The sequence below is a fragment of the Natranaerobius trueperi genome, assembly GCF_002216005.1.
Classification (GTDB): Bacteria; Bacillota; Natranaerobiia; order Natranaerobiales; family Natranaerobiaceae; genus Natranaerobius_A; species Natranaerobius_A trueperi.
Genome location: NZ_NIQC01000011.1, coordinates 53,816 through 78,662 on the forward strand (window position 1 = coordinate 53,816; position 24,847 = coordinate 78,662).

The window sequence follows — 24,847 nt, forward strand, 5'->3', positions numbered from 1 at the left end:
AAGAAAATTCGCCTAACAAACTAAATTCTGAACAGATGAATTATTTTTTACTAATAGAAAAATTGACTATGATTATTAAAAGTTTAAATAAAATTAAAAGTCTATTAAAATTAGAAGGGTTTTCAATAAATTAAAAAGAAACTACTTATTAGAAAAATATGACAGATCATTTGAGTCATAAGGAATTGGAGGTAACTATGTGGATTATATAGCTCATATTCGTGATAAGGATGGGTGCATTCAGTCTGTTCAAGAGCATTTGAGTAGTGTAGGTAAACTATCTTCTCGTTATGGTGAAAAAATCGGAGTTAAACAATTAACATATATAGTAGGTTGGTTACACGATTTAGGCAAAATGAGTAGTCAATTTAAAGAGTATATTTTGGGTGCAGTTGAAGATCAATACTGTCAAACTAAAAAAGGAAGTATAGATCACTCAACGGCAGGTGGCAAATTATTATTTGAATTTTTTCATCAAGATGAGAAAAGTGTATCTACTCGACTTGTTACAGAAATATTAAGTAATGTTATATTATCTCATCATACAGGTTTAATAGATTATTTATCTGCAAATTCAAAATCTGACTTCCTCAGAAGGATTAAGGAGAAAGAGATAGATGATTATAGTAAGATCAAGAATAATTTTCTAGAAGTAATATATTCTTTACCTTCACTAAAGAACGACATTAAAAAAAGTGAAAAAGAATTAGAAAAAGTTTTAAGTCAAAATTGTAAAAACGACCCAAAATTTACAATTTCGTTACTAACTAAATATATTTTTAGTTGTTTAATTGATGCTGATAGAACAGATGCAAGGTGTTTTGATGAAAATATCACTCTACCAAGGCCTCCAAATAACAAAGAGTTATTTCAATCTTATTATTTAAAATTAATAGATTATTTAAATGATTTAAACAATGCCGACAAAAGTGAAAGTAAAATTAACAATTTGCGAAGACAAATGTCTGAAGAATGCGATTGTTTTGCTGATAAATCTACTGGTATTTATACATTGTCAATACCAACCGGCGGAGGAAAAACTCTCTCAAGCTTAAGATATGCTTTGAAACATGCTGTTAAATACAATAAGGACCGAATCATTTATGTAGTTCCTTATACTTCAATTATTGAACAAAATGCAGAAGAAGTAAGAAGTATTTTAGGGGATGATGGACATATCATTGAACACCATTCAAATGTAATTGAAGATACTGATGAGGAAAATTTATATGAAAAGAAGAAGAGACACTTAACAAGAGATAATTGGGATGTCCCTATTGTCTTTACAACCATGGTTCAATTTCTTAATGCGTTTTATTCTAAAAAAACACGTGATACTAGACGTCTACATAACCTTGCAAACTCTATTGTAATATTTGATGAAGTACAATCTGTCCCTGTAAAGTGTATTTCTATGTTTAACCAAGCTTTAAACTTTTTAAAAAATGTTTGTGATTCGAGCCTGTTATTGTGTACAGCTACACAGCCGGCTCTTGAATATGTTGAAAATAATATCGATTCTATTGATGGTGAAATCATTTCAAAATTAGAAGAAGTTGAAGAGCATTTTAAACGTGTTGAAATAGTAGATAAGACTATTCCTTCAGGTTGGAGTACAGAGGAAATAACCAAATTTATTATAGGGCTTCTTAATGAAACTTCAAGTATTCTTACTATATTGAACACTAAAACAGTTGTTAAAAAACTATATGATCAATTAAGACTAAATTGCGACGTGAAAGTTTACCATTTAAGTACTTCAATGTGTGCGGCTCATAGAGCAGAAGTATTAAAGGAAGTGAAAAATGCCCTGAATAATGGTGAAAAAGTCATATGTATTAGTACGCAATTAATTGAAGCTGGGGTTGATATTAGTTTTAACTGTGTTATCAGATCTCTAGCTGGATTGGATTCAATAGCACAGGCTGCAGGTAGATGTAATAGGCATAATGACTATTATTACGGAAATGTTTTCATTATTAATCACAATGAAGAAAATCTTAATAAACTAAAAACTATAAAAGTAGGTGCAGAAATTACAGAAAAAATTCTAATAGATAAAGAAAAAGGATTTATAGAAAATGATCTTTTATCAGGAAAAATTATGTATTTTTATTTTAAAAATTATTTTAAAGAATTTCAAGAAGACCTTAATTATACTGTTCCTTCATTGAAAGAAAATCTCTTTAATCTACTTGTTGGAAGCAACAAGTATAAACAATACTATGAGAATAAAACAGGGGATCAGTTTCCATTGCTATTATATACCAGTATGAAAACCGAAGGAGATTATTTTCAAGTGATTGACCAACCGACTAGATCTGTGTTAGTACCATATAAGAAAGGAGCAGAACTGATTGCTGAATTAAATGGTGAGGTCGATATAAACAGAATATCTGATTTAATAAATAAATCGCAACATTACATTGTTAATATTTTCGATTTCGAACTTCAAAAGTTAAGCGAAACTGGAAGTGTAACTTCACTGCTTGATGGTGAGATATTAGCATTAAGAGAAAATGCTTATGACATAAACTATGGTATTTCAACTGACGAAGAGGGAAAGATGAATGCAAAATTTATTTAAATAGAGGTGATATTGTGCGAAACCAGGTGGAGTTTGAAGTGTATGGATCTTATGCATTGTTCACAGATCCTATAACAAAAATGGGGGGAGAGAAATTATCTTATCAAGTTCCTACATATCAAGCACTAAAGGGGATGCTTGAATCTGTTTATTGGAAGCCTACAATTTTATGGATTATTGATGAAGTTCGTGTAATGAACCCTATAAAAATGGAAGCCAAAGGAATACGTCCAATTAGTTATAACAAAAATGAGAATACTTTAGCTAACTATACTTATTTGAAAAATGTAAGATACCAGGTTAAAGCTCACTTTATTTTTAACCCACATCGACCTGACTTAGACTATGATCGAAATGAACATAAACACCACAATATAGCCAAGAGATGTATTAAAGCAGGTGGCAGAAGAGATGTGTTTTTAGGGGTTAGAGAATGTCCCGCATATGTAGAGCCTTGTGAATTTGGGGAAGGGGAAGGTTACTATGACAAATATGGTTCCATTCATTTAGGCACTATGGTTCATGGCCTTAACTATCCTGACGAGACAGGAAAAAATATGCTAGAAGCACGGTTATGGAACCCAGTAATGAAAGACGGATACATAAATTTTATACGTCCTGATCAATGTGATTTAGTTCGACCTATATCCAAACTAACACCAAAATCCTTTCAAAAAGAAAATCTCCAATCTGTGGAAGAATTAGATGGAGAAATAACAAATTGAAGGAGGACATAAATGGGCTGGATGTATGATTTATATCAAACATATGAAAACAACATTGGACAGGTAGGAAAAGTTGGGATAACGAAAAGTAACCGTCGTTATACATTATTACCTATTGCTCATACTACACAGTCTGCGCAAGTCGAGATCACTGTGGATGAAGCCGGTAACTTCTACAATGCGAAAGTGGTTGATAAAGAAGAGGCAACAACAGTTATACCTTGCACTGAACAGTCTCTTAGTCGTACTAGTAAACCAGTTCCTCATCCACTCCACGATAAACTTATGTATGTAGCAGGTGACTTTGAAAAATACGGAGGAAAAATCAGAAAAGGATTTCAACCATATGAAGATTATTTAACTAATTTGAAAGAATGGGTTGAATCACCTCACACCAATGATCGTGTAAAATCAATATACTGGTATATACTCAAAGGAACTTTAATTAAAGATCTTATAGAAGTTTCAATTCTTTCAGTAGATAAGAAAAACCACTTAATTCCGAAATGGACAAAAACAGTAGGTGAAGAATATGGTGAAAAACCTAAACTTTTTAAAGTTATTAGTGATACACAAGACAAAGTATTTGTACGTTTTAATACTCACAAACTGGGAAGCAGTGAAACAAAAGTTTGGGAAGATGAAGAAGTGATAAATTCTTTCATTAACTTTTATAAAGATAAATTACAACAAAGTGACCTTTGTTATGTAACTGGGAAAACAAAACCTAGAACAGAAAAACACTTGAGTGGGTTAAGACGAGCAGGTGATAGTGCCAAACTTATATCTGGGAATGACACAAGTGGTTTGACATTTAGGGGGCGTTTCGATAAAGCAAATGAGGTCGTAAGTATTAGTTATGATGTATCACAAAAAGCACATAATGCTTTAAAATGGTTGATTCAAAAGCAAGGGAAAATCGTAGATGGGAGAGTGTTTCTTGTTTGGGGAAATGAAAAAACAGAAGTCCCTTCACCCCAAGATGATGCAGATTCTTTATTTAGAGAACTGGGTTATAATTTCACAAATGAAACAGAAGAAAGTGACACTCATGAGATATTTGCTGAAAAGTTTAGTAAAGCGATCGATGGTTACAAAAGTGATCTTTCATATAAATCACAGGTTTCTATATTAATTCTTGATGCAGCGACACCTGGACGGCTATCAATCGTGTATTATCGTAATTTAGAAAAAGAAGAATACTTAAAACAAATTATTAAATGGCATCAGACATGTTCGTGGTTACACCAGTACAAAAAAAGTGAAGGCAAACAACGAATTAAATTTTATGGAGCACCATCATCTCGTGATATTGCTCTAGTGGCCTATGGCCCTCGAGTTGGTGATAATATTATTAAAGGCACCATGGAAAGGATACTTCCTTGTATAGTAGATGGTCATAAGATTCCGTTAGATATTATAAGAAGTGCTTTCTACAGAGCATCAAACCCTGTTGCGATGGATAGATGGGAGTGGGAAAAAACACTAAGTATAACGTGTGCATTATTAAATAAGCAATATGAAAAGGAGGGATATGAAGTGGCTTTAGATGTTACAAATAGGAATAGAGATTATCTATTTGGTCGCTTGCTAGCTGTAGCTGATGTACTTGAGAGAAGGGCCTTAACAAAAGAAGAGGATCGGGCGACGAATGCAATACGATATATGAATGCTTTTTCTAGACATCCTGCTAGAACATGGCAAATTATTCAGACTAACTTACAACCTTATCAAGTTAAACTTGGGAATAAAGCATTTTATTATAATCGCTTAATTGATGAAATTGCTTCACAAATAGAAATTGATGATTTTAATAATAAACCTTTAAGCGGAAAGTACTTGTTAGGGTTTTATAGCCAGAGATATGAGCTGTACACAAGTAAGAAAGAGAAGCAAGAAAATTATAACTCAAATCAGGAGGTATAGATATGTCTATTTTGGATTATAAGATTGATTTTGCTGTTGTTTTTTTAGTTAAAAATGCAAACCCAAATGGTGATCCTTTAAATGGAAATCGCCCTAGACAAAATTATGAAGGGTTTGGAGAAGTATCAGATGTTTGCATAAAAAGAAAGATTCGTAACCGTCTACAAGATCAAGGGGAACCCATTTTTGTTCAATCAGATGAAAGAAAGAACGATGGGTTTAAAAGTTTAAAAGAACGTGCTGATTCAGTTAAAGAATTAAAGGAAACTAAAGATAAAGATTTATATCATGATATTTCTTGTGAAACATGGACAGATGTTAGAAGTTTTGGACAAGTTTTTGCTTTTAAAGGTGGAGAATCAACTTCAATTGGTGTTAGAGGACCGGTATCTATACATCCAGCAATAAGTTTACATCCAGTTGATATAACTAGTACACAAATAACAAAAAGTGTTAATTCGACTACTTCTGATAATAAGGGTTCAGATACAATGGGAATGAAACATCGTGTTGATTTTGGTGTTTATGTATTTTATGGAAGTATAAATACTCAACTAGCTGAAAAGACAAAATTTACAAAAGAAGATGCTGAAAAAATTAAATATTCATTAGAAACTCTTTTTGAAAACGATGCCTCATCTGCCCGTCCAGATGGAAGTATGACTATTAATAAGGTGTACTGGTGGAAACATAATACAAAATTAGGGCAATATCCATCAGGCAAAGTACACCGTTCTCTTTCTATTGAACTAAAAGAAGAAACCCCAAAAACAATGGATGATGTGAAAATTGAATTAAGCAATTTAAAAGGGCTTGATGTGGAAGTGTATGATGGGGAGTAGAGAAGAAGATTTTTTACTACTATCCGGGATACAACATTTTTATTTTTGTAAAAGGCAGTGGGCCCTAATACATATTGAACAACAATGGGAAGAAAATGTAAGAACAGTCGAAGGTCAGAATGTACACAAAAAAGTAGATAAACCTTTTATTAGGGAAAAGAGAAATGAGATGCTTATAGTTCGTTCAATGCCTATACATTCAAAAGAACTAGGTGCTACTGGAGTTAGTGATGTGGTGGAGTTCAAAAAAGATAAAGAAGGCGTGCCTATTCAAGGTTCGCAAAACAAATATATACCAATCCCAATTGAGTACAAAAGAGGAAAACCAAAACAAAATAAATCAGATATTGTTCAATTGGTAGCACAAGCAATGTGCCTCGAAGAAATGCTTCTATGTAAGGTTTCTAAGGGTTATATTTATTATGATAAAATTAAACAAAGAATAGAGGTTCCAGTCAGTTCCTCAGATAAACAGGAAGTTAGAGATGTATTTAGTGAAATGCACCATTATTTTGATAAGCGATACACCCCTCGAGTTAAGACAGGGCCATTTTGTAAAAGTTGTTCTTTAAAAAACCTTTGTATACCAAATTTAATGAAAAAGCAATCTGTAAGCAATTATATAGAAAGGAAAATCAGAGAATGAAGAGATTGTTGAACAGTTTATTTGTTACTAGTCCTGATGTTTATTTAAGTTTAGATGGTGAAAACATTGTTGTAAAGAAAGACAAAGAACGAATTGGTCGTGTTCCACTACATAATTTAGAATCAGTCTATACTTTTGGATATAGCGGGGCTAGTCCAGCTTTAATGGGAGCTTGTGCTGAAAGAAATATATCATTAGTTTTCCTGACTAGGAACGGCAAATTTTTGGCAAGAATAATTGGGGAGAGTAGAGGTAATGTGGTTTTAAGGAAAACTCAGTATCGCTTATCAGATGATAAAAATTTGAGTGCAAAAATAGCTCGAAACTTCATTGTAGGTAAAATTTATAATAATAAATGGATACTTGAAAGGGCTACTAGAGATTATCCGTTAAGGGTTGATATTGATAAATTTAAAGAAACATCTCAACACTTATCAGATTTAATAACTGAGGTTAGGAACGTTAATAATTTAGAATTACTACGAGGTTATGAAGGGCAGGCAGCTGTTAGTTATAATGAAGTTTTTGACCAATTAATCTTACAGCAAAAAGACGAATTTCGATTTAAAAGAAGAAGTAGAAGGCCACCTCTTGATAAAGTAAATGCTATGCTATCCTTTGCATACACCTTACTATCGAATGATATTATATCTGCAGCGGAAAGTATAGGACTTGATGCATATGTAGGATTTTTACATCGTGATAGACCAGGCAGGGCCTCACTAGCTCTTGACATGATGGAAGAACTGAGGGGAGTATATGCGGAGCGCTTTGTAATCTCGCTAATTAACAAAAAAGTAATGAAAAAAGGTGATTTTTCGGTTAAAGAAAATGGTGCTATATTAATGAAAGATGAAGCTAGAAAGAAATTTCTTAAACATTGGCAAGATAGAAAACAAGAGAAAATAAATCATCCTTATTTGGGCGAAAAAATTCCTTGGGGGGTGGTTCCTTATGCTCAATCAATGCTACTTGCAAGATATTTAAGAGGAGATTTGGATGAGTATCCGCCTCTCTTATGGAAGTAGGTGATTTCTTTGTTAGTTGTTATTACTTATGATGTTAGTACAACAAGTATTAAAGGCACCAAGAGGTTACGAAAAGTTTCAAAAATTTGTCAAAACTATGGTGTTAGAGTTCAAAATTCAGTATTTGAATGTGTTGTTGACTCAACTCAGTTAAGAGAATTAAAGTATCAACTAATTGATATTATTGATGAAAATGAAGATAGTTTGATAATTTATCGATTAGGAGATAATTATAAAAAAAAAGTAGAACATATAGGTATAAAAGAATCACTTGATGTGGAAGGTCCACTTTTTATTTGAGTGCGAATGTGAAGTTAACAGAGAATTATAGATATTCTCGCACCACATTATTTGAAATTTGTTCCTATTATTAAAAAAATAAATCGTAAACTAATAGGAAAATAGTGATATTTGACTAAAAATGAACTCAAAAATTAGATTTTTGCTCAAATATCGCAGTCGCACCCTATATGGGTGCGTGGATTGAAATTGCCCGAAACACCTAAAACTAAACTGTCAATAGACAGGTCGCACCCTATATGGGTGCGTGGATTGAAATCTGCAAACTCATCTAATAGCTCATTTACACAATTGTCGCACCCTATATGGGTGCGTGGATTGAAATTTCACTTAAACCATCTGTATAACTTTCGATCATTGTCGCACCCTATATGGGTGCGTGGATTGAAATTATCTAGCAGTGCTGCGTTTGCATTAACTGATTTGGTCGCACCCTATATGGGTGCGTGGATTGAAATACCGTATTTAATTGAAAACTATATTAGGTCCGGGGTCGCACCCTATATGGGTGCGTGGATTGAAATACCTTTAAAGGTAGCTTCGCCAGTTGCACGTTCCGATCGGTCGCACCCTATATGGGTGCGTGGATTGAAATAACTTTGCAACCTTTATAATTAGAAGTAGATAGGTCGCACCCTATATGGGTGCGTGGATTGAAATAATTAATAGTTCTTGCAAACAAAAACCTCCTTATATGTCGCACCCTATATGGGTGCGTGGATTGAAATTGGTGCATCTCTATCGTGAAACCAATATAAAGTTAAGTCGCACCCTATATGGGTGCGTGGATTGAAATTATTTCTCCCTCTATACGACCTTTTAACTTTTTTGCGTCGCACCCTATATGGGTGCGTGGATTGAAATACTTGAATAGGCGACTGGTATACCTAGAAAATACGTCGCACCCTATATGGGTGCGTGGATTGAAATACCTAGAAAAATCCATCTATATTTTCTCTCGTCCCGTCGCACCCTATATGGGTGCGTGGATTGAAATCGTACTTAACTACGTACCCTTTTTCGGTTAATTCGTCGCACCCTATATGGGTGCGTGGATTGAAATCCCAATTCTCCGTCCAACGCATCACGCGCTACATGTCGCACCCTATATGGGTGCGTGGATTGAAATTTGTGTTATTATATTGTCTACCGTTTTAGATTCTGTCGCACCCTATATGGGTGCGTGGATTGAAATAATTGTTTCTTGTAAAAACTGCTCGGAGTCTTCTGTCGCACCCTATATGGGTGCGTGGATTGAAATAATCCTAAGCTAATACCTACAACTTAACAGCCTTGTCGCACCCTATATGGGTGCGTGGATTGAAATACCAGCAACTAGACCGTGTGGAAACTTCGTTAAGTCGCACCCTATATGGGTGCGTGGATTGAAATCAGGTTACATCGACACCTTTATTTTGATATTTAGTCGCACCCTATATGGGTGCGTGGATTGAAATTACTTCTTTAATATTATCTCGAAGTCTTAAATACGCGTCGCACCCTATATGGGTGCGTGGATTGAAATCATAATATATCCGCAATCATGTTTAATTTTTGTTGTCGCACCCTATATGGGTGCGTGGATTGAAATTCAATTAAGTCTGAAAGATCTATTGTTGCATCCGGGTCGCACCCTATATGGGTGCGTGGATTGAAATTTCACCTTCCAGTATATCCTTGTATAACTCGTCAAACGTCGCACCCTATATGGGTGCGTGGATTGAAATTTTCTTGATATACGTCCTTTTCCCTATCTCTTGACGTCGCACCCTATATGGGTGCGTGGATTGAAATGCTCCAAAATCCAGTGTAAAACTGTCCTTGTCGAGTCGCACCCTATATGGGTGCGTGGATTGAAATTGATAACAACGGAGAGTTTACAATTAGTGATATTACGTCGCACCCTATATGGGTGCGTGGATTGAAATAAGAGAGTTTAATCCTTTCAGTCTATGAGCTGTAAGTCGCACCCTATATGGGTGCGTGGATTGAAATAATCTGAAGGTAAATCACTTCGCCAGGAAGCGGATGTCGCACCCTATATGGGTGCGTGGATTGAAATAATCTGAAGGTAAATCACTTCGCCAGGAAGCGGATGTCGCACCCTATATGGGTGCGTGGATTGAAATAAAAGCTCCGAGATCAAGTTAACTCACTAGAAGGGTCGCACCCTATATGGGTGCGTGGATTGAAATGCGACTATTTTCCCCTAGTGGTAACGATTTCCTTGTCGCACCCTATATGGGTGCGTGGATTGAAATATACCATATGGTCAAACGTTAGTTTGTCAAAGAGTCGCACCCTATATGGGTGCGTGGATTGAAATACAACTCACAAAAGCATAAGGCCAATAATCACCATGTCGCACCCTATATGGGTGCGTGGATTGAAATCTTTTTTACATCCTCTTGTAAGTCCTCGTAATACGTCGCACCCTATATGGGTGCGTGGATTGAAATCCGACTGGGCGTTTGAGAGAGCAAAATCAGAAGGAAGTCGCACCCTATATGGGTGCGTGGATTGAAATCATATTAATCAGTCCTTTAAAATTTTGCATAAAAGTCGCACCCTATATGGGTGCGTGGATTGAAATCGTATATGTTTCCGAAGACTTCGCCTGTTTGATTGTCGCACCCTATATGGGTGCGTGGATTGAAATAATTTGTCGATTAATTCAGTAGGTTCTGTGTAATTTAGTCGCACCCTATATGGGTGCGTGGATTGAAATTTAATTGATTAAGTTTATCTAATCGTTCCTGTTGGTCGCACCCTATATGGGTGCGTGGATTGAAATTTATTAACGCTATCCATAGCCAAACTTACGGCTTGTCGCACCCTATATGGGTGCGTGGATTGAAATCCGCGCTTTATGCTTTAGCTAGTGCGGGTTGGGCGGTCGCACCCTATATGGGTGCGTGGATTGAAATCTGTTAATAGACCAAATCCATCTAAAATAGAATTGGTCGCACCCTATATGGGTGCGTGGATTGAAATTCGTGATACTATTTCTGTCGGATCTTTTTCGCTATGTCGCACCCTATATGGGTGCGTGGATTGAAATAAAAACTTGTGTAAATACTATAAAGAAGTTGAACAAGTCGCACCCTATATGGGTGCGTGGATTGAAATGGGCAGAAACAAAAGTTAGAAGAAGAAGTCGATACGTCGCACCCTATATGGGTGCGTGGATTGAAATTTGTCCGTACCATTGATATAATTTACGTTTCTTTGTCGCACCCTATATGGGTGCGTGGATTGAAATTTTTTTAGCAGGACTGATTTTTAATGAAGGGACACATACTGTCGCACCCTATATGGGTGCGTGGATTGAAATAAGAAAAACTATTACATGTCAAGTGGGATGATTTGTCGCACCCTATATGGGTGCGTGGATTGAAATATTCATAACCCCTCCTGTTTTGATTTCTGAAACCGTCGCACCCTATATGGGTGCGTGGATTGAAATAGTAGTATTATAACATTATAAAACATATTAGAGGTCGCACCCTATATGGGTGCGTGGATTGAAATCGAACTCTTCTGATACATCAGCAGCGTCTGTATAGTCGCACCCTATATGGGTGCGTGGATTGAAATACCAAACGAGGTGGCTGTTGTTGGTGTAAATTACGTCGCACCCTATATGGGTGCGTGGATTGAAATCAAGTGAAGATGAAACATTTTTAGAAGAGTTACAGTCGCACCCTATATGGGTGCGTGGATTGAAATATATACGGTGATACATACCCACACAGGGAAAAAGTCGCACCCTATATGGGTGCGTGGATTGAAATAATGGTAGTTTCGACAATAAAGGGTTTGAAGTAGTCGCACCCTATATGGGTGCGTGGATTGAAATTTGAACGGGTCATTACTCGGTACTACGGGTCTGTGTCGCACCCTATATGGGTGCGTGGATTGAAATAGACGAAGCTGTATTAAGTGGCTATGGCGACCCTAGTCGCACCCTATATGGGTGCGTGGATTGAAATATTGTTCCAACTGGACCTTTTAAAAGTAGACCATCAGTCGCACCCTATATGGGTGCGTGGATTGAAATCATGCAGTCGAAACAAATGTATTTGCCTTTATATGTCGCACCCTATATGGGTGCGTGGATTGAAATATTAATATAATCCTTTAATGACCACCACGTTTTAAGTGTAAGCGTCAAATAGCACCCACATTTCCTTAATAAAAAACTCCCATCTCATTTTAAATAATAAGTGGGAGTGTCTGTTATAACTGACTTTTGCTATTTGCTTTGAGTTTTTTGCAGCTTATAGTTTCCTGGTAGATATTCTGACCAAGGTAAAAATTTATCTAATTTTTCTTGGTCGTTGATGTCAATCTGAGGTAAGTTTTCAAACAAGAACTGTAAATAATTAAATGGATTAAGTTCATTCTCTTTGGCAGTTTCAATAATGCTATAAATTAAAGCACTAGAGTTAGCTCCTTTAGGTGTATTAGCGAACATCCAGTTCTTTCTACCTATGACAAAGGGTTTTATAGACCTTTCAGCTCTATTGTTATCTAACTCTAAGTCGCCATCTTCTAAAAATGTATTTAGTTTTTTCCACTGATTTAGGCAGTAAGAGATAGCTTTTCCAAATGCACTTTTAGGTAAAGCTTTAGATTTTTGTTCTTCTAGCCAGGTCCCGAATTCTTGAATTCTTTAAGTACTGGTAACTACGCTCGTGCCGAATTTTGTAACGCTCTTCTTTTGATTTATCTTTGATATCACGCTCTATGGCAAATAACTTGTTGTAGTATTCAAATCCCTCGCGAGAAGCCGCATCAGCGTTTTGCTTGTCTTTAGGGAGTGCCTTTAGAGCCTCGTCAAATTTTCGCCTGGCATGGCTCCAGCAACCTACTAAGCTAACATTTGGTATGTCGTTGTAACCTGGATAACCATCAACATGGAGATACCCTTCAAATCCTTTTAAAAATTTAATGGGATGTTTACTGGCTCTAGTTGTCTGATAGTCATAGAGCACTATCGGGCTAGCTTCTTTACTAGTACGGTAAAGCCAGAGGAAAGATTTACTACTGGCTTTTCTACCGTCCTCTTTTAAAACTTGTAGAGTAGTCTCATCAGCATGTAAGGCTAGCAATTCATGCAATCTGTTGTAAAGAGGAGTGAGCCAATCATTTGCAGTTTTGATCATCCAGTTAGCCATTGTCTGACGTGACAATTTAATACCTAAACGGGATAGATTTTGTTCTTGACGGTAAAGTGGCTGTGCTTCCAGGTATTTTTGAGTCATTATGTAAGCTACAGAAGAAGGTGAAGCTAAACTGCCAGAAATCACAGGATTCGGAGAAGGTGCTGTTTTCACTGGTGTAGTAGTATTTTCTCTATCGCATTTTCTTCAGCTGTAAACATACTTAATGTGCTTTAATACCTTGGCCTTGGCAGGAAAGATTTTTAATTCGCGTCTTTCTTCTGTGCTCATTTCATGAAGGTTATCACCACAACAAGAGCACACCTGTTCTTCTGAAGAAAGGCGATGCTCTACAACTTCTTCTTCAAGGCCTTCTAACTGTATATCTCGCTGGCCTTTGGATTTACGACGCTTGTATGTAATTTCCTCCAGTTCAGGTTCTTTTGCAGAAGCATCAGCTTCTTTTTCAGTTTCGTTAAAAAGCTGCATCTGATCTGGAGTTACTTCACTAGAGCTTCCAAATTGGGGAATTTACCTTCTTCTAATCTATGGTAGTACAGCCAAAAGCCCGATGAGTCCCAGTAGAGTATTTTGATTTTATCTTTTTTGCGATTACAGAAAGCGAACAGGCATGGAGAGAATGGGTCTAATTCAAAGCTCTGTTGTACTAACACTGCCAAGCCGTCTATTGACTTTCTCAAATCTGTTTTGCCAACTGCCAGGTAGACTCTTTCTACACTGGCTTCTGTTAGCATAGTTCTGAAAGAGTCCTGACTAAATCTTTTAGTAATTGTTTATCAAAATCAGATCCTACTTCTATGGAAGCCTGACCAACTTTTACTGTCATCTGGGAAGTGTCCTTTTTTTCTACCTGGCTGGCATTATCAACTTTCAGTGGAAGCCACTGAGTATCAGATGTATTATTGTGATTATTCAAATCCTGATCTTTGTATTTTCTGAGCCAGTAACGCAGTTTAGTGATACTTAAATTATGTGTATTGCACCATTCTCTAGTGGTCATGCCACTGGATCTAAACTCAGCTATGTGCTGTTTCCAACTTTCTCTTCGTTTTTCATATTTGTTTTTAGGTTGTGACATGAAAATCCCCCCTACCTTAGTTAGTTGGGGGAATTATGACACAATCTTAGCTGTTTTACTATGTGGGGATAGTTTGACGCTTACTTTTTTACAATTTCCCATAATTTTTTAATAATTGTTTTGTACTTAAATATTATAATTAAATCACTAAACTTTAAAATATACAAAGAAAGAGGGTATAGAATAATGAATAAGGTAAACAAACAAATGATAGGTATTGTACTAACTTTTTTATTATCACTTATGTTTTTAAGTGCTTGTAGTAGTGAAAATCAGGACAATGATGAATTAGATGGGTTATTTTCTCAAGTGGATGCATCAAATTTTGACAAAGATATAATTGCTGAATTTGAAGATGGCAAAATTACAGATGAAGAATTTATTACATTTCTAAGCGTACAGGCTTTTTTATATCCTGATATTCCTATAAACGAACCTGATGTGCAAAGACAAATTTTAGAAGAACTTATTTTAGAAAAAACTGTGTCTCCTCTAGTGAAAGAAACTGATTGGGCAGAAAAACAGGCTGAAATATTATTAGATGAATTAAAATCATATTATAGTGAAAAAGAATTAGATTATGCTTATGAAACCTTAGATATTACTAAAGAGGATATAAAAGAGACCCTAGTTTCAATGTTTACTGCGAAAGCTCACTTTCGTGATCAAGTAAGTGAAGATGAAAAACTAGAGTATTATGAGGAAAAATCCGATGAATTGACTATAGCTAGTTTTACTCATATTTTAGTTATGACTGAAGATATAACATCAAACGGAAAAATAGAAGAGGTTCGTAGTGAAGAAAAAGCCTTAAAAAAAGCTGATGATCTGTATGACCAATTGCAAGATGGCGCTGATATTAATGAGTTAGCTGCTAGTTATACAGATGATACAGGAAGTGTAGATACCGATGGATATTATGAAGATGTATATATTTCAGATTTAGTCCCAGAATTTAGAGACGCAATTTTAGAACAAGAAATAGGGGAAATTGGTGAACCTGTAAAAACTGAGTATGGTTATCATATATTAAGAGTTGAAGATATAGAAGTAACACCCTTTGAGGAGGTTATAGAACTCATAACAGATGAATTAGCATATAATAAATATGCTGATTATTTTATAGACACATTACCAGATTTGATTGAAGAAATAAATCTTTAGAAAGCCAGCCTTTCTTTTGCTATAATTACACTTGAAGGAGGCAAAAAAATGTCTTACAGAATCAATATAGTAGAAGATGATAGCAATCTTAACTCTGTGCTTACAAGTTATTTACAAAAGGAAGGCTGGGAAGTTTTGTCATTTCTAGATGGTGAATCAGCCCAAAAGGTAATTGAAACACCACCACATTTATGGATTTTAGATATAATGTTACCAGATATAGATGGGTTTCAACTTATAAAAGAAATTAAAAATGTTTCACCTGAAGTTCCTATTATCTTTATATCAGCTCGAGATGCTGATATAGATCGGGTAGTAGGTCTTGAAATGGGTAGTGATGATTACCTACCTAAACCTTTTATGCCAAGAGAACTAATCATACGTGCACACAAATTATTGAAGCGGGTCTATAAAGACCCTAAACAAGAAGAACAAACACCGATTGAGGTCAATTCTTACTATGTCTATAAGAAAAGTAGAACAGTAAGATCAGGTGATCAAGTAATTGATTTAACTTCTAAAGAATTTGATTTACTATTGTATTTTATAGCTAATAAAGGACATGCACTATCTCGAGAGCAAATATTAGATAATATTTGGGGTAATGACTACTTCGGAACAGACCGAGTTGTAGATGACCTAGTACGTAGATTACGCAAAAAGATGCCAAATTTACAAGTTGAAACAATCTACGGATATGGATATAGAATGGTGATATCATGAGAAACTATTCATTATCTATGCAAATTTGGCTTGTTTTTGCAGCAATCACTTTAGGGGTAACGATTATTTTAAGTATTGTTCTTCCCTGGATATTAAGAGATTTTTTTACACGAGAAATTTACGCTACCATAGATAGCGCCCAAAGTTTGGTTTTACAACAAGAGGATCAGCCTTTAGACCATGGTTCTTTAGACAACAATATCTTTAAAGATCGTAGAAAACAATTACAGGATATACGAACAGTTAATCATTTTTTAGTATCTGAAAATGGTAATATTATTGCTTATCCTCCACTTCAGCGTGAGTTTTTACAAGATGTGGCTAAAAAGGTACAAGGCCAAACTGAGGACAGTAAAGAATACACTGCAGAAGTAGATAAGAGAACAATTTTTTATGTTGCTAGAAGAGAAAATACTCCAAGTGGGAATAATATTTATCTAATTTCTTATATGTGGGATACTTACAGGGATGGTCTAGTTCAAACATTGTTTCAGAGGATTTTACTAATAATGGGTGGAGTTTTGTTATTTAGCTGGATTCCATCATTGCTACTAGCAAAATATTTATCAAAACCATTAGTTGCTCTAGAACAACGAGTTGAAAAATTGACGAATAGAGAGTGGAGTGAACCTGTAGCATTAGAACGAAATGATGAGATAGGAAAACTAGGACAATCGATAGAACAGTTACGAAAACAATTAATCCATCATGATGAAGTAGAACAAAGTTTTTTACAGCATGTTTCTCATGAGCTAAAGACTCCGGTTATGGTGATAAGAAGTTATACGCAATCAATTCGAGATGGTATTTATCCTAAAGGAGACCTTAATAATACGGTGGAAGTGATCGATGAAGAAGCTTTGCAACTAGAAAAACGAATTAGAAACTTACTTTATTTAACAAAACTTGATTATATGGAAACACATGAAAAAAACTATGAAACTTTTAGTTTTTCAGAGTTAATCCAAGAAGTTTCTGATAGGTTGCGTTTACTTAGACGAGAACTTGATTGGTCTCTTGACTTAGCCCCTATAGAAATAACTGGTGAAAAGGAACAATGGAGAGTTGTTTTAGAAAATCTACTAGATAATCAGATAAGGTATGCAAAGAATGAAATAGTAATATCTTTATCACAAAAATCTCAATCTATCGTACTTCATATTTACAATGATGGCCCACCAATAGAAGAAGAGAGTATTAATACAATTTTTGCTAAGTTTAACAAAGGTCATAAAGGTAAATTTGGATTAGGATTAGCGGTTGTACAAAGGATAGTTAATTTACATGGTGCTAAAGTATGGGTAGAAAATGAAAACCAAGGTGTATCTTTTTATGTAGAATTTTGACACTCCACACGCATAAATGCGTAGGATTTTCGGGTAGCTATGCGTCCTCAATTCATTTCTGCTTTAGACAGCTCCCAAGTTAAGGGTATGCCAGTACCCTTCCCATACCAGTGCATATAGCAGTATAGGCTGATAGACTTTTGCTTACGCTACTCCATCTATCACAGGCCGTGGGCTTTTCGCCCTAATACTGTAAATTCATGTTTTTAACAATTTCACATAATTATTTTAACTTTCTTTTATTTTTGAAGGGTAGAATGAAATATAGAAACAATTTAAATATTCTCTAGGAGGAGATATCTATGTGGCTTTTAGATACAGGGTTTATTATATTTGTTATACCAGCCTTGTTTTTTGTAATGTATGCTCAAAACAGGGTGAAGTCAGCATATCACAAATATATTAAAGTTCCTAGTAAAAGTGGATTTAGTGGTGCAAAAGTTGCTCGAGCTATCTTAGATAACTCTGGTTTAGATGATGTCAAAATAGAACAAAGTAGAGGGGAATTGTCGGATCATTATGACCCAAGGAAAAAGGTTGTTCGGTTATCTTCAAATGTTCATAACGGAACTTCTCTTGCCTCTCTTGGTATAGCTGCCCATGAAGTTGGTCATGCAATACAACATGCTAATGGTTATTTTGCATTGTCTCTACGGAACATGATCTTTCCAGCAGCTAATTTCGGTTCAAAATTAGGAGTTCCGTTATTTTTTATAGGAATGTTATTTTCTCAAGGTGGAAATACATTATTAATGGATTTAGGTATTGCACTATTCTTTTTTGCAGTACTATTTCAGATAGTTACTTTACCAGTTGAGTTTAATGCTAGTACTAGAGCTGTAGCAGCTCTAGAAGGTAGCAATTTTTTAACAGTGGATGAAGTAAAACCAACAAAAGAGGTTTTAAATGCTGCTGCTATGACTTATGTTGCTGCTACCGCAATGGCTTTAGCTCAATTATTACGATTATTATTGATAAGGGGTAGAAGAAATTAATAATAACTTGGAGGGATGAGGATGCGTTTTTCACTGCGTACTTTAGAAATAAATATGCTACTGGTGTTAGTTGCATCACTACTAGGCGGAAGTTTTTTAGTGCTCGTTAATTAATTATAAGGGGGAATAGTAATGCCAGGAGCTGTAGCTCAATTTTTACCTATGATTATTCTAATAGGAGTCTTTTATTTCTTTTTAATTAGACCACAACAAAAACAACAAAAAGAGCGGCAACAAATGTTAGATAATCTTCAAAAAGACGATAATGTGGTTACAATTGGTGGTATTCATGGTACTATTAAAAGCATCGAAGAAGATGTATTAACACTTAAAACATCTGAAAATCAATTTTTAACATTATCTAAATTTGGAGTACAGTCAGTTGTAAACGAGACACAATAATTTTTACAAATTACAAAATTATAAATTAAGCAGCTAAAGTCAGATGATAGATGGCTATAGCTGCTTAATTTTTTGTATATTACAAATGTTATTTATTTACTTTTGTAGAATTTGATTCTAAATTTAGCTGAAGTTATAATTAGCTTAGATAAAATCAAAATAAAGTATGGTGGATATGGGATTTTTATTTCTAATTTATCGGATAACCATAGGATTGAATGCTACTTGTATGGGGCTCAAGTTAATAAAAACAGTTATAGAGGAAATTTAATATAGGTGAAACTTTGGATTCTTTTCCTGTAGAAGGCAATAGAACCTTCTGGTTAACCAATGACTTAATTGCTCAGGAAGATTATCTATATTCCATAAAGGAAGATAAGGTCCTTTGGGAAAATAATCATCGATTAAAAGCCGTCTCTAAAGAAAAGAACATGAGGTATTTTTAGTAACTGAATAGGAAATTATTTCTTATGTCTAGAAAAAGATGAACAGAACTGGACTCAAGAAAAAACCATTTGTAATAGAAGATGAATTAATTGTTCCCAGGTAGAGACAAAATCTTTGTCCTTGAAAGAGAAACTGGAGAGATTAAGCTTTATGTGGGCGATATTTCTCTATGAAACTTTAGATAACTCACCTTACCCTTACCATCATTATTAACTAGTTCAACCCCTTGGTGACGGTATTTATATCGGTTCTTGATTCGGGGAAATGTTGCATTTAAAATGAATTAAAAATCCCTATATATAACAGATATTATGAAAATTATAATATCTGTTATATAGTATCTTACTAGCTACCGCTTTTAAGGCACATAAATCAAATGTTACAAAAACTCTTGTTATCTAAAAGAGTGATATGATTTAATAAATGAAAATAGACTAATTATAAACTTCGAGCCTTATGAATTATGAAGACTTTATGGAAAAGGATGTGAAAAGAAATTATGCTTGGATTGGCTTTAGAAGGTGGTGGCTCTAGAGGGGCTTTTCACATGGGAGCAATAAAGGCTTTGTTAGAGGAAGGATATAATTTTTCTGGAGTTTCTGGTACGTCTATTGGAGCGATTAATGGGGCGATATTAGCACAAGGCGATTTTGAATTAGGTTATGAGTGGTGGAAGAAAATAGATAATTCTTTTCTATTTGATTTAGAAGAATCCCAGGTTCAAAAACTTATGAATAAACAGATCGATAAAGAAGCAATATCATATTTTTCTTCAAAATTACGAGATATTATTGAAAATAGAGGAATTGATACTAAAAACATGCGTGAAACTGTGGAATCAGTTATAGATGAGGAAAAAATTCATAATTCTACAATGGATTTTGGGGTAGTTACAATTTCAATTTCAGATTTTAAACCTTTAGAGCTTTATAAAGAGGATATACCCCTTGGTAAAATGGTTGATTATTTAATGGCAAGTGCTAACTTCCCTGTATTTAAATCTGAACCTATAGAAGGTAAAGTTTTTTTAGATGGTGCTTTTTATGATAATTGTCCTATCAATATGTTAGTAAGAAAAGGTTGTACTGAGATAATTGCTATTAGGACTTTAGGGATGGGAGTAGTTAGAAAAGTTGAAGATGAAAATGTCAAAATAACAAATATTATGCCCTCTGAAGATTTAGGTAGAATTTTAAATTTTGATAATGATTTAATTCAAACAAAATTAAAAATGGGATACTACGATGCTAAACGTACAATTAATGATCTCAAAGGTAGCAAATATTATATTAAGCCTATTAATGACAAGCTATTTTTTGAAAGTTTATTATCTATACCAGATGAAACAATTTATGAATTAGCTAAAATTCTTGACCTCTCTCAAATAGAGCCTAAAAGGCTACTATTTGAGAAGGTATTTCCGGAATTATGTAGCTTATTAGATCTCTCTTTAGATGCAACATATCAAGATATTATTATTAATGTTTTAGAATATGCTGCTGAACAAAGAGAGATTGAAAAGTATAAAATTTATGATTTAAAGAGTTTTATTGAAGAGCTTAAACAAGCTGATTTCAAAGAGCACGATACAGAACTTACAAGTAAAAATCTATTAACTGCATTATTTGCCAAGAAATCTATATTACAAAAAATAGGAGATGAATTTTTAAGAGCTTTACCTGATGAATAAAACTGTTCAAAAGTATAGTTAAAATTTTGGGGATCCCCCCTCACTTGTAAGATAAAATTAAAGCTTTAATTCTTAAGATAAGAAAGCAGCAACTAGTGATATGCTAGGGCTGCTTTTTTTACATATTATGTGCAAAATCTATCAATCCTTTTTAAATGTTAATTTTTTCTAGACTACATGCATAATTATTTTAAAAATGGAAGTAAAAAACCACATATAAAGGGGGACCATTTTAATGTTTAAAAAACTTACAGTGGGGTTAGCTCTATTGATATTTACTCAATTTATAGGCGTTGGGTGTCAGCCTGAAGGAGATCAAACAATACCAGAAAGGTTTGATAACGAAATTATTGGAATAGATGCTGGAGCAGAATTAATGGACACTGTAGAATATGAAGTGATGGATGTGTATGATTTAGATGAATATGAACTAATTGACTCAAGTGAGCCGGCTATGATAGCTCAAATAGAGAGTGCTGTAGAAAGTGAAGAATGGATTGTTGGTATTGGATGGACACCGCATTGGAAGTTTCAAAAATTTGGTCTTAAGTTTTTAGATGATCCTGAAAATACTTTTGGTGATGATGAAAATATAGAAGCTTTAGGTAGAATGGGATTATCTAATGATATGCCTGAGGTGACTGAACTTCTTGAAAACTATTACTTGACAGACGAAGAGCTTGGTGAATTAATGCAATTAGTAGAGGACCCAGGTGATAGTGAACGTGAAAAAATAATTGGTTGGGCAGAAGAAAATCAAGAAACTATCCATGAATGGATTCCAGAAGATACAGATGGAAAAGGAGAAATTGTTAAACTTCTATATAATAATTGGACTGATGCTATCGCTACAACAAACTTAATAGCTTACGTACTAGAACAAGAAATGAATTATGAAGTAGAAATGAAGATGGTTGATGTGGCGTTTGTGTTTCAAGGTTTAGTCAGTGGAGATTTTGATGCTATGGTATGTGCTTGGCTTCCATTAACCCAGGCAAGTTACTGGGAAACATATGGTGATGGTTTAGAGAATTATGGTCCACTTTACGAAGGTGCTGAATTAGGTCTGGTTGTTCCTGATTATGTTGAAGTTGACTCTATTGAAGAAATGAGTGAATAGATTATAAAGAATCTCTTGGTCCAAGGGTATCTTTGTTAATTATTACAAAGAATATAATTATGTCAAATAAGTTAGTGTTAACGTGTGCAGTTACAGGAGTTGGTGATACAACAAAAAAAGTGACAAAGTTCACCCTAATTTGGACCGAGAGTTCGTCTTCGTGCATTACTTTTAAATAAAAAAATTGATCCTTCCGGGCTTATAAGTTTTGATCCATGTATTGATTGTGATGAAGCTTGTAAAAAAGCTGTCCCATAAATGCTTTTGATGATTATATCTATTCAACAACAGAACTTAATACAGAAGCTTTACCTGCCCGAGCTGGATCATATAGTAGAACATTGTGTAATACATCACCAGAAGCCTCAATAGTAAATTTAGATCAAGATAAAAATAATAACAAGCAAAGGAACTTAGATCAAAGTGAATACTCAAAGTTTTGCAGAAAGTGCGAATTTGATTGTGTTGTAGAAAACGACTGATTAATAATGTTATGTAGCATATCTTGTTTTAAAGAGACAAATGAAAATTTATTAAAAAAGGAATTTTCTTTTAGATGTTGAACTAATGACAGAGATCTGTAATAATTTGGATATAGTCAAAGATTTGTATTTAGGGTGTTTATTAAAAGGGGGAGGAGTTCTTTGAGCCAGGAAAAGAAATTTAAAATTATTAGTGGAGCTTTAGCAGCTCTTTTAATCATTTCTCTAGTGGTTATTTATAATTTATATCAACAAGATGATGATGCAAAAGGATATGTTTACAATATACAGGATCGATATCTAGCAGATAGTATCTTAAATATTGATCGTATTTTAACTAATGGGTATCAGGCACTTGCGAGTAAAGATGAAGAGAAGGTGTTAGAATATCTTGATAGAGTAGATAGTTATGGTGGAGATCTCTCTGATGCCTTGAGGTATATTCCTAGTTATCAAGCATTTCAAGATTATCATCATGTTATTATGAATATTCGAGATTTCACCCATAATGTCTATTCTTTTACTGATTGGATTAAAGAAGATGGATTTACAAAAGAACGAGAAGAACTATTTGCATCAATTCTTGAGGAGTATGAAGGACTAAGGGAAAAGCTAGTTGATGTTCAGTCAGCAATTACTAATGAAGAAATAGATGAAGCTGAAAAGTATCTTTCTGAACTTGAAAAATACACGGATGGGGATAAATATCAGTTTGGTTATTACAATGATTATATGAAAAAAGACTTAAGTGAGCAGGAAAAACAAGTTACAAATGAAGATGCATTAAGTCTAGAAGAAATAAAAGAAGAAAAAGAAGATGTAGTAAAAGAGATTGCAAAAGATCATCTTGAAGGATACTTTAACCTTGATGATTTAAAGTATCATGATATTTCTAGTCATCCTTCTAGGGATGATAAACCTCAGAATTATGAAGTAGAATTCACTGCTGACAAATTGTTTCAATTAGCAATAAACTTAAAAGATGAAGTGATAGAACATAGAATTATGGAAAAGGAAGAAAGTGAAGAAGGAATAATAGATGAAAAAAGAATTTCTGTTGAAAAAACTAATTTAGATTGGGATGAAGCCATTAATGAGGCAGAAAACTTTCTCTCAGACAATGTTGGTATTTCCATGGAAGATCACGAGCTAGAAACTTTACGTGAAAGTAATGGGAAACTGCATCTATCATACCACCAGGTGATTGATGATATACTGTTTATCCCCGATCAGGTTCAAGTGTCAATAACCCTAGATGATGGAACTATAGAACACTTTGTAAGAACCGACTTTTTTGAAGATGATCTAGACGAAATGGTAAATGACTTGAAGGAAAAAGAAGTATTGTATTCTAAAAAAGAAGCCAAGAACCAAGTGAACCCTAGAAACGTATTTCTAAGTGAACCTACTCTGATTTATGACAACTCAGGAAAATTGCAGTGGAGGGTTCCTGTAGAAACAAAAGGAGAACACCTACTAATTTATATCGATGCTAAAACAGGGGAAGAAACCTCTATTCGAAAGATGTATGATTATCATTTAAAAGCTATGGAATATTAGAATTCTAAACAAGATGAACTAAAAATTATTAATGTGATCAAAAATAAAGAACCCACCTCTCGTATGATCAGGTAGGTTTAATTGTTACCTAAAAAATTAGATTGTCGTGAAGTGTGTAAAAAAGCCTGTCTCATAGATGCTTTGATAATTTATTTATTCGAAAAGGAACTTAATACAGAGCTTTACCTGCCCGAGATGACCAATAAAAATGCTAACTTACACAAAGAAATAAGTAATTTATAATCTACTGATTGATTGGTGAGGAATTTGAAGTTGGATTTTAAGAGTCTGTCAAGTAATTGGTGTAAACATTCCGATACTGACATATAAGAATAACTTAATTACAGTATAAAATGCTTAATAAATCGAGGGAGTTACCTTAGATAAGGGACTTCTCCCTCGATTTATCATTTTTGTTTTTATTTGGTAACTGGTTAGTAAAGAACTCCTAGTATGCAACTACTAGATAAAATTTTTCTTATATCCGTCCTTCGAAATAAATGCTTAGTTGTCCCAGTATCTGAGCCCAATTTTTTGTTCTCATAGTCCATTTTTTAGTGATATCCATAGTCGCAAGATAAAGCATTTTTAATAAGGACT

17 protein-coding genes, 1 pseudogene and 1 CRISPR repeat array are annotated in these 24,847 nt (G+C 34.3%); of the genes and pseudogenes, 15 read left to right on the forward strand and 3 right to left on the reverse strand.

Features of this window, described 5'->3' with window-relative positions; all coding sequences use genetic code 11:
• The first annotated feature begins 199 nt into the window (after positions 1-199).
• The 7 genes from CDO51_RS06395 to cas2 are packed head-to-tail and all read left to right on the forward strand — an operon-like array spanning position 200 to position 8,054.
• Positions 200-2,587, forward strand: coding sequence for a CRISPR-associated helicase/endonuclease Cas3 (locus CDO51_RS06395; protein WP_089023470.1), 2,388 nt, complete (start codon positions 200-202; stop codon positions 2,585-2,587).
• A gap of 14 nt (positions 2,588-2,601) precedes the next feature.
• A complete protein-coding gene (cas5c, locus tag CDO51_RS06400; RefSeq protein WP_089023471.1) occupies positions 2,602-3,312 on the forward strand; it encodes a type I-C CRISPR-associated protein Cas5c in 711 nt (236 codons plus the stop codon).
• Between the two features lie 12 nt (positions 3,313-3,324).
• On the forward strand, positions 3,325-5,238 hold the full coding sequence (gene cas8c / locus CDO51_RS06405; protein WP_089023472.1) for a type I-C CRISPR-associated protein Cas8c/Csd1: 1,914 nt from the start codon (positions 3,325-3,327) through the stop codon (positions 5,236-5,238).
• 2 nt (positions 5,239-5,240) lie between these two features.
• Positions 5,241-6,080 carry a type I-C CRISPR-associated protein Cas7/Csd2 gene (gene cas7c, locus CDO51_RS06410; protein WP_089023473.1) on the forward strand — a complete coding sequence of 280 codons (840 nt, stop codon included), beginning with the start codon at positions 5,241-5,243 and terminating at the stop codon, positions 6,078-6,080.
• Positions 6,067-6,726 carry a CRISPR-associated protein Cas4 gene (gene cas4, locus CDO51_RS06415; RefSeq protein ID WP_089023474.1) on the forward strand — a complete coding sequence of 220 codons (660 nt, stop codon included), beginning with the start codon at positions 6,067-6,069 and terminating at the stop codon, positions 6,724-6,726. The genes cas7c and cas4 overlap by 14 nt, the downstream gene beginning before the upstream one ends.
• The gene (cas1c, locus tag CDO51_RS06420; RefSeq protein WP_089023475.1) at positions 6,723-7,754 is read left to right on the forward strand and encodes a type I-C CRISPR-associated endonuclease Cas1c; all 1,032 of its coding nucleotides are present in this window, start codon (positions 6,723-6,725) and stop codon (positions 7,752-7,754) included. The genes cas4 and cas1c overlap by 4 nt, the downstream gene beginning before the upstream one ends.
• Positions 7,755-7,763: 9 nt before the next feature.
• Positions 7,764-8,054, forward strand: a complete 291-nt coding sequence (gene cas2, locus CDO51_RS06425) for a CRISPR-associated endonuclease Cas2 (RefSeq protein ID WP_089023492.1) — start codon at positions 7,764-7,766, stop codon at positions 8,052-8,054.
• 158 nt (positions 8,055-8,212) lie between these two features.
• Positions 8,213-12,180: direct repeats of the CRISPR family, unit length 32 nt; unit sequence GTCGCACCCTATATGGGTGCGTGGATTGAAAT.
• Positions 12,181-12,309: 129 nt separating this feature from the next.
• On the opposite strand, the pseudogene tnpC reads toward cas2, so the two are convergent.
• The 3 genes and pseudogenes from tnpC to tnpA form a co-directional block, all read right to left on the reverse strand.
• Positions 12,310-13,744 (reverse strand): annotated as a pseudogene (gene tnpC / locus CDO51_RS14630) (IS66 family transposase); the annotation flags it as partial.
• Positions 13,720-13,974 (reverse strand): IS66 family insertion sequence element accessory protein TnpB, encoded by a 255-nt coding sequence (tnpB, locus tag CDO51_RS06445; protein ID WP_089023478.1) that lies wholly within the window; start codon positions 13,972-13,974, stop codon positions 13,720-13,722. The gene tnpB and the pseudogene tnpC, both read right to left, overlap by 25 nt.
• Entirely contained in the window at positions 13,968-14,318 is a 351-nt protein-coding gene (gene tnpA, locus CDO51_RS06450) for an IS66 family insertion sequence element accessory protein TnpA (RefSeq protein WP_089023479.1), read from the reverse strand. Before tnpA ends, tnpB begins: the two co-directional genes overlap by 7 nt.
• A gap of 186 nt (positions 14,319-14,504) precedes the next feature.
• On the opposite strand from tnpA, the gene CDO51_RS06455 reads away from it, so the two are divergent.
• From CDO51_RS06455 to CDO51_RS06490, 8 genes are all read left to right on the forward strand, one after another.
• The gene (locus CDO51_RS06455) at positions 14,505-15,482 is read left to right on the forward strand and encodes a foldase protein PrsA (protein WP_089023480.1); all 978 of its coding nucleotides are present in this window, start codon (positions 14,505-14,507) and stop codon (positions 15,480-15,482) included.
• A 48-nt stretch (positions 15,483-15,530) separates the two neighbouring features.
• Positions 15,531-16,205 carry a response regulator transcription factor gene (locus tag CDO51_RS06460; protein ID WP_089023481.1) on the forward strand — a complete coding sequence of 225 codons (675 nt, stop codon included), beginning with the start codon at positions 15,531-15,533 and terminating at the stop codon, positions 16,203-16,205.
• A 17-nt stretch (positions 16,206-16,222) separates the two neighbouring features.
• A complete protein-coding gene (locus tag CDO51_RS06465; protein WP_205842134.1) occupies positions 16,223-17,551 on the forward strand; it encodes a sensor histidine kinase in 1,329 nt (442 codons plus the stop codon).
• A 302-nt stretch (positions 17,552-17,853) separates the two neighbouring features.
• A complete protein-coding gene (locus CDO51_RS06470; RefSeq protein ID WP_089023483.1) occupies positions 17,854-18,546 on the forward strand; it encodes a zinc metallopeptidase in 693 nt (230 codons plus the stop codon).
• A gap of 132 nt (positions 18,547-18,678) precedes the next feature.
• A complete protein-coding gene (gene yajC, locus CDO51_RS06475; protein ID WP_089023484.1) occupies positions 18,679-18,948 on the forward strand; it encodes a preprotein translocase subunit YajC in 270 nt (89 codons plus the stop codon).
• A gap of 946 nt (positions 18,949-19,894) precedes the next feature.
• Positions 19,895-21,085, forward strand: coding sequence for a patatin-like phospholipase family protein (locus CDO51_RS06480; protein ID WP_089023485.1), 1,191 nt, complete (start codon positions 19,895-19,897; stop codon positions 21,083-21,085).
• 235 nt (positions 21,086-21,320) lie between these two features.
• The gene (locus CDO51_RS06485; protein ID WP_089023486.1) at positions 21,321-22,205 is read left to right on the forward strand and encodes a glycine betaine ABC transporter substrate-binding protein; all 885 of its coding nucleotides are present in this window, start codon (positions 21,321-21,323) and stop codon (positions 22,203-22,205) included.
• 644 nt (positions 22,206-22,849) lie between these two features.
• Positions 22,850-24,247, forward strand: coding sequence for a PepSY1/2 domain-containing protein (locus CDO51_RS06490; protein ID WP_089023487.1), 1,398 nt, complete (start codon positions 22,850-22,852; stop codon positions 24,245-24,247).
• Positions 24,248-24,847 lie beyond the last annotated feature (600 nt).